Below are 11,659 nucleotides of genomic sequence, written 5' to 3'. Positions count from 1 at the left end.
GGTCCCGCGAGGTGGTGAAGAGACGTTCGAGGCTGCCGGGGAAAGGGAACGGGACTGGCGATGCGAGATGTACCTGAGCGTGCGGCGCCCCTCGTGCGGCTGGCCCGGCGCTACCGGGAGCCCAGTGTCGTCCAGGCGCTGCGGTCCGCCGCCGCGGCCACGGTCGCGTATGTCATCGCGCTGCGCCTGAGCCCCGAGGCGCTGCCGCTGACCGCGCCGCTGACGGCGCTGCTGGTCGTCCAGGTCACCCTGTACGCGACGCTCACCAACGGGGTCCGCCGGGTGAACTCGGTGGTGGCCGGCGTGCTCGTCGCCATCGCCTTCAGCCTGCTGGTCGGTCTGACCTGGTGGAGCCTCGCGCTGCTGATCATCGCCTCGCTGGCGGTGGGACATCTGGTGCGGGTCGACGAGTACGTCCCCGAGGTGGCGATCAGCGCCATGCTGGTGCTGGGGGTCACCACCGTCGGGGACACGGCGTGGGCGCGGGTGGTGGAGACGCTGATCGGCGCGCTCGTCGGGTTCGCCACCAATGTGCTGCTGCCGCCTCCGGTGTGGGTGGAGGAGGCGGGCGAGTCGATCGAGGGGCTGGCCCGCCGGCTGCGGCAGCTGATGCTGCGCATCGGCGAGGAGGCCGCCGGACGCACGCCGGTCGAGCAGGCGGCCGCCCGGCTGCACGAGGCCCGCCGTCTGGACCACGACATCGTGTCGGTGGACGCGGCCCTGCGGCAGGCCGAGGACAGTCTGCGGCTCAACCCGCGGGTGCGGGAGGGGCTGCTGCACCGGGTGGTGCTGCGCACCGGTCTGGACACGCTGGAGATCTGCACGGTCGTGCTGCGGGTGCTCGCCCGGACCCTCACCGACCTCGCCAAGGAGCGCGAGCCGCAGCCGCTGTTCCCGCCCGAGATCGGCGAGACCGTGGAGCGGCTGCTGTCGGAGATCGCCGACGCGGTGGTCAGCTTCGGGGTGCTGGTGACGACGTCCGTCAGCCTCAACGCGGACGCCGCCGAGGCCCGGCTCAGCGCCGAACTGCGGCAGGCCGCGGCCACCCGCGACAAGCTCGCCCAACTGCTGCTGGAGCAGCTCCAGCACGACGCCCGCCAGTGGCAGCTGCACGGCGCGGCGCTGACCGAGGTCAACCGCATCATCGACGAGCTCGACACCGAGCACCGCTCCCGACGCCTCCTGGAGGAGCTGGACCTCGTGTCCCGGGAGCAGCGCGAACGGATGCCGCGGCTGACCCGGCTGCGCGAGCGCCTGGGCGTTCAGGAGCAGCTGTGGCGGAACCGTACGGGGATCGGCGGGCGTTTTCAGTGAGGGAGCGCCGGGCGGGGCCGGCGCGCGACGCGAGGGAGCGGGCCGATGGCCGGGACCACCGTACGGATCGACGGGGACACGCTGAGGCTGCCGGGCGGGGTGGCGGTGCGGTTCATGCGGACCCTGCGGCTGCCGGAGAGCGGTACGCACGACCTGCCGCCGGGGCTCGGCACGTTCCCGGTGCGGCGGGTCTCCGACCACCCCGACACCGTGCCCGCCGACTGGCTGGCGCGCGGTGGGGTGATGCTGCCGATGTATCTGCGCGAGGCGATGTGGCTGAGCTTCGGGGGCTCGACGGAGCCGGCCGCGCTGCAGGTCGGAGCGGGCAAGGTGTGCGCGGTCTCCGGCAAGCCGTGGAGCGACCGGCTCTCCCGTGATCCGCAGAACTACGTCACGCTGCCCCGTCAGCCCTGGCTGGACGGCATCAACTCGGGCAGGGGCACGGTGCGCCAGTTCGTGGCGGTGCCGCTGGGCCTGGGGGCGACCGTGGAGGGCCAGGTCACCGGCGAGGAGGTCTGGGGCGGGGTCCAGCTGCAGTCGTTCCCGCTGAACGAGCGCAAGCGCGCCGCGTGGCTGGAGGCGGAGCGCCGCCGCGCCCTGGAGACGAGCAGCGTGAAGTCGGTGCGGGTCGCCGGATTCGGCGCCCCGCCGCCCGCGCCCGGCGCGGCCCCGATGATGCCCGCGGCCGCCCCCGCCCCGGGCAGCGCGCCCCGGGCCCGGGCGGCCGCGGCGATGGGCCTGGGGGTGGGCGGTTCGATGCGGCAGGAGGTCTACAAGGACGTCCGTCCGGTCGCGGACTACACCGACACACCCGCCGCCCGGGTCTTCGTGCATCTGGTGACGCCCCCGGAGTGGCGTCGCATCACCGGCGAGGAGCCTCCGGCCTCCCCGGTGGACCGTGCCGCGTACACCGCGGCCGGGCTGCCCTGGTACGACTACTACAACAACGACGCGCACGACGTCGCCCCCAGCGACACCCTGGCGGACGTGCAGCCGGTCGGCGACTGGCTCGGCGCCGATCTCGACCCGTGGCAGCCGCCCGCCCCCGGCCAGGTCCACCAGCTGAAGGACGCGCCGGGGAAGCCGGTGGCGGACGGCGACTGGTAGCCCCGCTCCCCCGCCCTCGGGGTTTCCGCTTTTGCGTTCGACGGCCGGTCCGGGTCAAGGTGGCAGTCACGGCCGAGACGGACGACGACCTGAGGTGCTGGCAATGGGCAGTGGGACGGAAGCGGCGTGCGGCGGCCTGAGCAGGCGCCGTTTCGTCGGACTGCTCGGCGGCGCGGCCGCGGCTTCGGCCCTGGCCGCGTGCGGCGACGAGGGCGACTCACCCGACGCCCAGGGAACCCGGGAGGCCCAGGAGGCGCGGGAGGCCCAGCAGGGCGCGCCGAAGCAGCCGTCGTCGTCCGCGTCGCCGGAGCCGTCGCCGTCCGCCTCGCGGAGTCTCTCCGGTCCCCGCCCCCTCTATCTGGGCACCTACACCTCCGCCGAGGGCGGCGGGAAGGGCATCGGCGTCGCCTCGTACGATTCCGCGTCGGGGCGGGTCACCGGCCGGGGCACGATCACCGGCGTCCCGGACCCGTCGTACCTCGCGGTGCACCCGGACGGCAGAACGCTGTACGCGGCGAACGAACGCGAGCGCGGCGCGGTGACCGCCGTGCGGCTGTCGGATCAGAAGGTGCTGGGCAGCAGGGCCACGGGCGGGGCGCACACCTGCCAGGTGTCGGTCCATCCGAGCGGCCGGTGGCTGCTGAGCGCCGACTTCGGCTCGGGCAGCGTGGCCGTGCACCCCATCGACGCCTCGGGTGCGCTCGGCGAGCGCACCGACAAGGTCGTCCACACCCGTCCGGCGCCCCGGTCGGGCCAACAGGGGCCGCACGCGCACCAGTTCATCACGTCCCCGGACGGCGGCCATGTCCTCGCCGTCGACTTCGGCACGGACACGGTGTACAGCTACCGGCTGAACGGCACGGCGGGGACCCTCACCGAGGTCGCGCAGGCGCACACCCGGTCGGGGGCCGGTCCGCGCCACCTCACGTTCCATCCCGGCGGCAGATACGCCTACCTCGCGAACGAGGCGGACGACACGGTCGCGGTCTGCTCCTACACCCCGTCGAGCGGCCGGCTGACGATCGGGAAGCCGCAGTCGACGGGCTCGAAGGCGGACACCAACTACCCGGCGCAGTTCGCCGTCACGCCGGACGGCAGGTACGCGTACCTCGCCAACCGCGGCGACAACACCCTCGCGCGCTACGCGGTGGAGGCGGACGGGGCCCGGCTGCGGCTGCTCGGCACGGTGCCGGTGGAAGGGGACTTCCCTCGGCAGATCGCCCTCTCGCCGGACGGCGGTCTGCTGTTCGCCGCCAACCAGCGCTCCGGCACGGTCAGCGTCTTCCGGGTGGACGGCGCGGACGGTGGACTGCGGCTCGCGGGCGAGCCGTTCGCGTCACCCGTCGCCGTCTGTGCGCTGCCGCTGTAGGGCGCGCGGGCAGGAGGCGGCGGCCGCCTGTGTGAGCAGGACGTGCATGCGCTCGGTGAGCTGGGAGACGTCGTCGGCGGGCGCGTGGAAGGGCAGGCGTACATCGCCGTGGGCGCGGGCGCGCTCGATGCGCAGCGTCAGCCCGTGCCGGTCCACGGCGAGCGGCTGGACCCGGACGGCGCCGTGCAGGCTGCCTGGGTCGACGAGCCGGGTGAGCCGCTCCACGGCGTCGGGGTGGGAGTCGGCGAGATGGGTGAGCAGCTGGGCCTCGGCGGTCGCGAGGGGGTCGGGCTCGGCCGCCGCGAACTCGTCGAGGTCGACGACGACCGCGCCGGTGGGCTGTTTCAGCACGACGCGGGTGGCGTGGAAGACGAGAGCCTCTTCCTCGGGGGCGAACCAGCCGGCCAGCCAGAGCCGGGCCCGGATACGGTTGCGGACGGGGACGGGGGCGACGTCGCCGAACTCCAGCACGGCGGACGGCTCGCCGCGGGGCGCGCAGATCGCCGCGGTGAGCAGGGCGCTGTCCTCGGGCACATGCAGGATCACCCTGCCGTCCTCGTCGACGGTGTGCGCACCGACGAACTCCTCGCGCCCGCCGTCCGCGGTCACCGCGCAGGACCACGAGGCCGCGAGCACCGAACGGGCCCGCTCGGCAGCGGCAGGCACGGCAGCCCAGCTTTGGCTGTCACCCATCCAAAACCTCCTTAGGTAAGCCTTGCCTAACCTATCGGAGATCCGTGCCCGCGCCAACCACCATGGCCACACCCGTCGGGTTCGGGCATCAGCCGCCGGCCCTCGGGAGTGAAGGTGAAGGTGTCGTCGAGGGGTCCTTCCTCACCGAAGCGCACGGCGAGCAGGACCGGCTGCGAACGCTTCGGGGGCCACTCTCCGTGCGGCTCCGTGCCGTTCCAGAGGTGGAACCACACCATCGGCTCCGCGAGATCGGGCCCGAAGTAGCCGAGCGTCTTGCCGTAGTACGGGTTGGTGCCGCCCAGCAGCAGGGCCGGCTCCCCGAACTCCTCGGCGACGTCCGGCCAGGTGCGGTCCTCGGCCGCCCACGCGCGCGCCCGGTCACGCACGCGCGCGTGGGCGTCCGCGTCGATGACGCGGTCCGGCCGAAGCCAGCCGCGCCGGCGCGCGAACTCCGCGTACACCGACGCCAGTTCGTCGTCGTCGACCCGGTGGCCCGGTGCCATGTCGCGGAAGACGCCCTTCACCCCCGTGCTCCTCCCGGAGCGATCGAGCCAGGACCGCCACTGCTCGTCCCACGCCCCGGTGTCGCGCTCCACGAACGCCAGATGCCTCAAGGCCACCCACAAGGCCGCCTCGCCCCCGTACATGCCAAGGCGTCTCAGCATCGAGTTCACCTGTTCGACCAGGTGGGCGTGGATGTCTTCGGCGCTCGCGAGGGAGTTGTGGGAGTCGAGGGCGTCGGAGGAAGTCATCCCCCATTCTCCCCCGCCGACGATCACCCGGGGAGGGAAATGACCCCCAACAACGCCCGCGCGCACAGCTCCCGGACCTGTTCGCGTGACAGGTCCGAGCCGCGCAGCCACTCCAGGCAGACCGCCGTCGTGAACGCCAGCCAGCCACGCACCGCCAGCCGTACGTCGGGGCGCTCGCCGAAGAGCGGGCCGAACTCCGGGTCGGCGCCGAGGGCCGCCAGGATCTGGCGCTCCTGGGCCTGAAGGGCCCGTCGGTAGACCTTGCGCACGGCCTGGTCGCCGGCCGCGTCCGCACGATGGAAGGCGCGGTAGCCGTGCGCGTGCGTCTCCACGTACTCCAGGTAGGTGTCGAGACCGGACGCGAGCTGATCGCGGACCGGGATGCCGGGCACCGCCGCCGTCATGCGCAGCATCCGCTCGCTCTCGCGCTCGACGACCGCCGCGAAGAAGTCCCGCTTGGTGGGGAAGTAGTGGTACAGCAGCCCCCGGGAGACGCCCGCGATCTCGGCGACCTGCTCGATCCAGACCTCGTCGTACGGACTCTCCGAGAACAGGCGCGCGCCGACCGTCAGGAGCTGTTCCCTGCGTTCCCCGGTGCTGAGTCGGCGCCGGGTGCGCTCCCCCTGGTTCGCGGCCATGCCCGCACTTTACTTGACGCCGGTTCAACGGCGGGACCAGACTGAGGCGCGTTATTGAACCCACGTACAACATGCTCAACCTGCCGCTGCATCAAGGGAGATCGCGTCATGGCGGAGACGGGGACGACGACCGGGGACGTACTGCCGAAGGGGTTTCGCAGCGCGGAGTTCGGCTGGCCCGAGCTGGAGCGCATTCCGCATCCGCCGCACCGGATCCCGCTGCTCGGCGACATCCTGGGCGCGAGCCGGCGCACACCCCTGCAGGACTCCCTGCGGTACGCCGGACAGTTGGGGCCGATCTTCCGGCGCAAGGCGTTCGGCCGGGAGTTCGTGTTCGTGGGGGGCGCGGCGCTGGCCGCCGACATGGCGGACGAGACGCGCTTCGCCAAGCATGTCGGGCTGGGCATCGCCAATCTGCGGCCCGTCGTCGGGGACGCCCTGTTCACGGCGTACAACCACGAGCCGAACTGGCAGCTGGCGCACGACGTCCTGGCCCCGGGCTTCAGCCGGGAGGCCATGGCGGCCTACCACCCGATGATGCTGGACGTGGCGGAGCGGCTCACCGGCCACTGGGACCGGGAGCTGGCCGCGGGCCGGGCGGTGGACGTGCCGGGCGACATGACCAAACTGACCCTGGAGACGATCGCCCGCACCGGCTTCGGCCACGACTTCGGCTCCTTCGAACGCGCCCGGCCGCATCCCTTCGTGACGGCGATGGTGGGCACCCTCACCTACGCCCAGCGCCTCAACACGGCGCCGTCCCCCGCGCTGCTGCGGCGGGCCACGCGGCGCAACGAGGCCGACATCGCGTACCTCGACCGCACCGTCGACGACCTGGTGCGGGCCCGCCGGGACCGGGGCGGCCGAGGCGGCGCGGACGGCGGGGCCGGTGATCTGCTGGACCGGATGCTCGACACCGCCCACCCCGAGACCGGCGAACGGCTGTCGGCGCAGAACGTGCGGCGCCAGGTCATCACCTTCCTGGTCGCCGGCCACGAGACCACCTCCGGCGCGCTCTCCTTCGCCCTGCACTACCTCTCCCTCAACCCGCAGATCGCGGCCCGCGCCCGCGCCGAGGTGGACCAGGTGTGGGGGGACACGGCCGTGCCGGCCTACGAGCAGGTGGCGAAGTTGCGCCACGTCCGCCGGGTGCTCGACGAGGCGCTGCGGCTGTGGCCGACGGCGCCCGCGTTCGCGCGGGAGGCCCGGGCGGACACGGTGCTGGGCGGGGAGCATCCGATGCGGCGGGGCGGGTGGGCGCTGGTCCTCACCGCGATGCTGCACCGGGATCCCGAGGTGTGGGGGCCGGACGCCGAACGGTTCGACCCGGACCGCTTCGACGCGGCGGCCGTCCGCGCGCGGGCCCCGCACACCTACAAGCCGTGGGGCACCGGGGCGCGGGCCTGCATCGGACGGCAGTTCGCGCTGCACGAGGCCACGCTGGTGCTCGGGCTGCTGCTGCGCCGCTATGAGCTGCGGCCCGACCCGGCGTACCGGCTGCGGGTCACGGAACGGCTGACGCTGATGCCGGAGGGGCTGAGGATGCACCTGGAGCGGCGCACGCCGACGCAGGTGCCGACGCAGGGGGTGCCGACGCAGGTGCCGATGCCGTCGGGCGCGCCGGTCGGCCAGGAGGCCGCGGGACCGTCCTCAGAGCTGCGGTGTCCAGTGCACCGGGCGGGTGACTGACTCCGGCAGTCTGGTGCCCGCGCTTCCCCGGGCCGCGTTCAGCTGCGGCTGGGTCAGGAAGAACGCGCCGGTCAGATCGGCGTCCGTCAGGTCGGTGTCGCGCAGGTCGGCGCCTATCAGGTCCGCTCCGCGCAGGTCTGCGCCGGTGAGGTCGGCCGCGATCAGGTAGGCGCCGCGCAGGTTCGCGCCGCGCAGGTCGGCGCCCTTGAGGCGGGCGCCCATCAGGTCGGCGCCCCGGCGCTCCTTCTTGCGCCCGCCCCTACCGGCCCGGGCCAGTTCGCTGGTCTTCAGGAGCAGTGCGTTGACGTCCTGACGGTGCGCCGGGACGTCGAGCGCGGCCAGGTCCTCCGGGTTCAGCCGGGTGAGTTCCTCCGTCGTCTCCAGGGCCCGGCTCAGGTCGCCGTGGATCGGGCGGGCGGCGGGGAGGGTGAGCGCCTCGGTGAGGTACCAGAGGAGTTCGTGGAGTTGCCGGACGACCGGGAACACGTCGGCCATCCGGCGGGCGTCCGCCCGCGAGGCCGTGCGCCGGTCCCGGCCGCCGAAGGTGAGCTGCGAGACCTTCTGACCGGCGCCGAAGCAGTCGTAGACCGTGCAGCCGGTGAAGCCCTTCTGCCGCAGCTGTGCGTGGATGCCGCAGCGGTGGTCCTCGCCCAGGTTGGGGCACGCCTTGCCCGCGGGCTTGTCGATGGCGAAGTCCGCGGAGCGGGCGAAGGGCAGGGCCACACAGCACAGGCCGAAGCAGTTCTCGCAGTCGCCGCGCAGTCCGGCCCGGTCCGGCACCGGGTCCGCAGTCGTGTCCACCGCCGGGTCCGCAGTCGTGTCTCGCATGTCGTCCACCCTACTGACCTGCGGTCTACCGGTTGAACAGCTCGAAGGCCACGGCCGGGCGACCGCCGAACCGCTCGCCCACGGACTTCGCCGCCCCGGTCAGAAAGCCCCGTACGTAGGTTTCCGGCTCCTCGTCGGTCAGCGCGGCGATGTAGGCGCGGTGCTCCAGCAGCGAACCCACCGCGCGCTCCAGGCCCGCCGACGCGTCCACGGCGTGGCTGGGCGTCGCCGATCCGGCCACGGCGACCCAGCGCACGCCGTTCCAGGGTTCGAGGCCCTGCTCGACGAGTTCCGGGAAGATCCAGCGGTTCCCCGCGTCCCCGGCCGCGTCGAGGACGGCGCGGCCGACGGCGACGTGGTCGGGGGTGTTCCAGGCGACCCCGCCCCAGGTGTCCCGATGGTTGAGGGTGATGACGAGTTCGGGACGATGCCGGCGGATCGCGGCGGCGATGTCCCGGCGCAGGGCGGGCCCGTACTCGACGACGCCGTCCCGGTGGTCGAGGAACTCGACCGTGGAGACGCCGACGACGGCCGCGCTCGCCCGCTGCTCCCGCTCGCGCAGCGGACCGCACTCGGCCGGCGGGACGGTGTCGATGCCCGCCTCGCCGCGGGTCGCCAGCACATAGGCGACCTCGCGGCCGGCGTCGGTCCAGGCGGCGACGGCCGCGGAGCACCCGTACTCGAGGTCGTCCGGATGCGCCACCACGGCCAGGGCGCGCTGCCAGTCCTCGGGCATGGGCTGGAGCTGGGGAACAGTCGGCTCGGTCATGCTCGAAGACTAATCCGTGACACTGACATCACGCTTCGTCACGGGTCAGGGCGAGCAGCCGGTCCAGGACGCGGGGGCCGCCGGCCCGTACGCCGTCGTGTTCGAACTCGTCGGTGACCCAGGTGCGCAGACCGCGGATCGCGCGGGCGGTGCGCAGGGAGTGGGCGGTGTCGACGTAGAGGTCGTCGTGGTAGATCGCCGCCGCGACCGGGACCTCGTTCGCGGCGAGGCGGGCGGAGTCGTACAGGGGCGGCCAGTCGGTGCGGGCGGCGAGGAGTTCGGCGGTCTCGCGCAGCGGGCGCAGCGCGGGGTCGGTCTCGAACATCCAGGGGTGGATCGTTTCGCCGGTCAGCAGCAGCGGTCCGTCGCCGGCGAGCGTCTTCGCGGCGTCGAACTGCGGGAACTCGGCGCGCACCCGCTCGGCCGACCAGGCGGTGGGACGGCCGTCCTGGCCGTAGATCGCCTCGTGGACGAGGGCGTAGAGCGGGTGTCCGGCATAGGAGAGGAGGCCCTGGATCTCCTCCTGGAAGGCGTCGGACAGCTCCGGCCCCCGCGGGGTGGGGACGAACGCCTCCTCCAGGAGGTGGTGCAGTCGATGGCTGCCCTCGCTGCCGCCGAGGAGGATGCCGAGCGTCTGGAAGGCCTCGACGGTCAGGCGGTAGCCGCTGGGGAGCGTCACCTCGTGGTGGAGGAGGTGGTCGGCGATGCGGCGGGCGCGTTCGACGTCCTGCGGGTAGCGGGCGTAGTGCGCGGCGACCTTGCGCTCCATGCGCGGGTAGGCGGCGCGGTAGACGTCGTCGGCGTGGGCGTCCAGGGAAGGCAGGCCGCCGGTGATCAGGGCGGCGGCGAGGCCCTCGGGGGCGGTGGAGAGGTAGGTGACCGTGCAGAAGCCGCCGAAGCTCTGGCCGAGCACGGTCCACGGGGCGCCGCCGGTGACCTCGCGGCGGATCAGCTCGCAGTCCCGGACGATGGAGTCGGCCCGGAAGTGCGCGAGGTGGGCGGCCTGTTCGGCCGGGCCGCCGCGCAGCGGGAGCGTCTGGCGGTTGGCCGGGGTGGAGTGGCCGGTGCCCCGCTGGTCGAGCAGGAGGACCCGGTACTCCTTCAGCGCGCGGCCGAGCCAGGCCGGCTTGCCGACGAAGCGGTTGGCGCCGAAGCCGGGGCCGCCCTGGAGGTAGAGGAGCCAGGGCAGGCCCTGGCCGGCCTTGTCGCTCGCGACGACCTCACGGGCGTAGAGCCCGATCGTCTCCCCGGTCGGGTCGGCGTGGTCGAGGGGCACGGTGAAGCGGCGGTCGGTGAGTACGACGCCGGGCTGGCGGTAGCTGAGGGACAACAGGGGTCTCCTGGGACGCTCGGTGTGCGGGCCGCGTCCCAGTTCAGCACATGTCCGGACGACCCCGGAGCCCGGGGGATCATGAACGGCTGCTGAACGGCCGCTCAGCGCGCCGAGAGGCTGGACCTGCGCACCACCAGCTCCGGCTGGAGCACCACCCTGCGGTGTTCGTGCACAGCGACGCCGACCCCGTTCTCGCCCTCCTCCGTCTCCTCCAGCAGCATCTCGGCGGCCAGGGCGCCCATGGTGACGGCGGGCTGGCGGACCGAGGTGAGGGGGACGGCCGCGGCGGCCGCGAACTCGATGTCGTCGTAGCCGACGATGGCGAGGTCGTCGGGGACGCCGACACCGGCCGCGTACATGGCCTGCAGGACGCCGAGGGCGAGCAGGTCGTTGGCGCAGAACACGGCGGTCGGGCGGTCGGCGAGGCCGAGGAGCCGGGCGCCCGCGTCCCGGCCGGCGGCCACGTCGAGCCGTTCGGTGGGCAGCTCGCGCAGGGCCTCCGGCCCGAGGCCCGCCTCGGCGAGCGCGTTCAGGGCGCCGGTGCGGCGGTCGCGGACCTGGGTGAAGCCGGGCGGGCCGCTGACATAGGCGATGGAGCGGTGCCCGGCGTCGATCAGATGCCGGACCGCGAGCGCGCCGCCCGCCACGTCGTCCACCGACACCGAGCACTCGGTGGTGCCCTCGGAGACCCGGTCGACGAGCACGAAGGGGATGCCGTGCCGGCGGAAGGACTCGATGTTGCGGCCGGTGGCGTCGGCCGGGGTGAGCAGCACGCCGCGCACCCGCTGCTCGGCGAAGAGCGACAGGTACTCGGCCTCCTCGCCGGCGCTCTCGGCGCTGTTGCAGACCATCACGCCGAGCCCGGCGTCCCGGGCGGCCCGTTCGGCGCCGCGGGCGACGTCCACGAAGAAGGGGTTGCCCATGTCGAGGACGAGCAGGCCCATGATCCGGCTGCGCCCCGCGCGCAGCTGGCGGGCGGACTCGCTGCGGACGTAGCCGAGCCGGTCTATCGCCGAGAGCACACGGGCCCGGGTCTCCGTGGCGACGGTGTCCGGGCGGTTGATGACGTTGGACACCGTGCCGACCGAGACTCCGGCGGCACGGGCGACGTCCTTGATACCCACCGAATGGGCCATCAGGCGGGGACCTCCAGGTGAACGGGGCACG

The 11,659-nt window shown here is 73.5% G+C and carries 11 protein-coding genes; 4 read left to right on the top strand and 7 right to left on the bottom strand.

Features of this window, described 5'->3' with window-relative positions; all coding sequences use genetic code 11:
- Positions 1 to 60: 60 nt before the first annotated feature.
- The 3 genes from ABZ725_RS05925 to ABZ725_RS05915 all read left to right on the top strand — a co-directional run bounded on the left by ABZ725_RS05925 (position 61) and on the right by ABZ725_RS05915 (position 3,790).
- A complete protein-coding gene (locus ABZ725_RS05925; protein ID WP_358801532.1) occupies positions 61 to 1,314 on the top strand; it encodes an FUSC family protein in 1,254 nt (417 codons plus the stop codon).
- A gap of 45 nt (positions 1,315 to 1,359) precedes the next feature.
- Entirely contained in the window at positions 1,360 to 2,421 is a 1,062-nt protein-coding gene (locus ABZ725_RS05920) for a hypothetical protein (RefSeq protein ID WP_358801531.1), read from the top strand.
- Positions 2,422 to 2,524: 103 nt separating this feature from the next.
- Entirely contained in the window at positions 2,525 to 3,790 is a 1,266-nt protein-coding gene (locus ABZ725_RS05915; RefSeq protein WP_358801530.1) for a lactonase family protein, read from the top strand.
- Here the strand turns inward: ABZ725_RS05915 and ABZ725_RS05910 are convergent.
- The 3 genes from ABZ725_RS05910 to ABZ725_RS05900 are packed head-to-tail and all read right to left on the bottom strand — an operon-like array spanning position 3,758 to position 5,873.
- Positions 3,758 to 4,483, bottom strand: a complete 726-nt coding sequence (locus ABZ725_RS05910) for a DUF2470 domain-containing protein (protein ID WP_358801529.1) — start codon at positions 4,481 to 4,483, stop codon at positions 3,758 to 3,760. The two genes, ABZ725_RS05915 and ABZ725_RS05910, sit on opposite strands and share 33 nt — an antisense overlap.
- 26 nt (positions 4,484 to 4,509) lie before the next feature.
- Positions 4,510 to 5,235, bottom strand: a complete 726-nt coding sequence (locus ABZ725_RS05905) for a hypothetical protein (protein ID WP_358801528.1) — start codon at positions 5,233 to 5,235, stop codon at positions 4,510 to 4,512.
- 23 nt (positions 5,236 to 5,258) lie between these two features.
- Entirely contained in the window at positions 5,259 to 5,873 is a 615-nt protein-coding gene (locus tag ABZ725_RS05900) for a TetR/AcrR family transcriptional regulator (protein ID WP_358801527.1), read from the bottom strand.
- Between the two features lie 108 nt (positions 5,874 to 5,981).
- On the opposite strand from ABZ725_RS05900, the gene ABZ725_RS05895 reads away from it, so the two are divergent.
- On the top strand, positions 5,982 to 7,562 hold the full coding sequence (locus tag ABZ725_RS05895) for a cytochrome P450 (protein WP_358801526.1): 1,581 nt from the start codon (positions 5,982 to 5,984) through the stop codon (positions 7,560 to 7,562).
- Here the strand turns inward: ABZ725_RS05895 and ABZ725_RS05890 are convergent.
- The 4 genes from ABZ725_RS05890 to ABZ725_RS05875 form a co-directional block, all read right to left on the bottom strand.
- A complete protein-coding gene (locus tag ABZ725_RS05890) occupies positions 7,524 to 8,390 on the bottom strand; it encodes a pentapeptide repeat-containing protein (RefSeq protein ID WP_358801525.1) in 867 nt (288 codons plus the stop codon). The two genes, ABZ725_RS05895 and ABZ725_RS05890, sit on opposite strands and share 39 nt — an antisense overlap.
- A 25-nt stretch (positions 8,391 to 8,415) precedes the next feature.
- On the bottom strand, positions 8,416 to 9,159 hold the full coding sequence (locus ABZ725_RS05885) for a PIG-L deacetylase family protein (protein ID WP_358801524.1): 744 nt from the start codon (positions 9,157 to 9,159) through the stop codon (positions 8,416 to 8,418).
- 28 nt (positions 9,160 to 9,187) lie between these two features.
- A complete protein-coding gene (locus tag ABZ725_RS05880; protein WP_358801523.1) occupies positions 9,188 to 10,489 on the bottom strand; it encodes an alpha/beta fold hydrolase in 1,302 nt (433 codons plus the stop codon).
- 104 nt (positions 10,490 to 10,593) lie between these two features.
- Positions 10,594 to 11,628: a LacI family DNA-binding transcriptional regulator gene (locus tag ABZ725_RS05875; RefSeq protein ID WP_358801522.1), complete on the bottom strand. Its 1,035-nt coding sequence runs from the start codon at positions 11,626 to 11,628 to the stop codon at positions 10,594 to 10,596.
- Between the last annotated feature and the right edge of the window lie 31 nt (positions 11,629 to 11,659).

Source organism: Streptomyces sp. NPDC006872 (assembly GCF_040635845.1).
Taxonomy (GTDB): Bacteria; Actinomycetota; Actinomycetes; order Streptomycetales; family Streptomycetaceae; genus Streptomyces.
This window is presented reverse-complemented; position numbering and strand designations above follow the sequence as displayed.

Excerpts from the sequence above, each read along its gene's own strand:
- ABZ725_RS05925 (WP_358801532.1), top strand. The coding sequence starts at position 61 with ATGCGAGATGTACCTGAGCGTGCGGCGCCCCTCGTGCGGCTGGCCCGG.
- ABZ725_RS05920 (WP_358801531.1), top strand. The coding sequence starts at position 1,360 with ATGGCCGGGACCACCGTACGGATCGACGGGGACACGCTGAGGCTGCCG.
- ABZ725_RS05915 (WP_358801530.1), top strand. The coding sequence starts at position 2,525 with ATGGGCAGTGGGACGGAAGCGGCGTGCGGCGGCCTGAGCAGGCGCCGT.
- ABZ725_RS05910 (WP_358801529.1), bottom strand. The coding sequence starts at position 4,483 with ATGGGTGACAGCCAAAGCTGGGCTGCCGTGCCTGCCGCTGCCGAGCGG.
- ABZ725_RS05905 (WP_358801528.1), bottom strand. The coding sequence starts at position 5,235 with ATGACTTCCTCCGACGCCCTCGACTCCCACAACTCCCTCGCGAGCGCC.
- ABZ725_RS05900 (WP_358801527.1), bottom strand. The coding sequence starts at position 5,873 with ATGGCCGCGAACCAGGGGGAGCGCACCCGGCGCCGACTCAGCACCGGG.
- ABZ725_RS05895 (WP_358801526.1), top strand. The coding sequence starts at position 5,982 with ATGGCGGAGACGGGGACGACGACCGGGGACGTACTGCCGAAGGGGTTT.
- ABZ725_RS05890 (WP_358801525.1), bottom strand. The coding sequence starts at position 8,390 with ATGCGAGACACGACTGCGGACCCGGCGGTGGACACGACTGCGGACCCG.
- ABZ725_RS05885 (WP_358801524.1), bottom strand. The coding sequence starts at position 9,159 with ATGACCGAGCCGACTGTTCCCCAGCTCCAGCCCATGCCCGAGGACTGG.
- ABZ725_RS05875 (WP_358801522.1), bottom strand. The coding sequence starts at position 11,628 with ATGGCCCATTCGGTGGGTATCAAGGACGTCGCCCGTGCCGCCGGAGTC.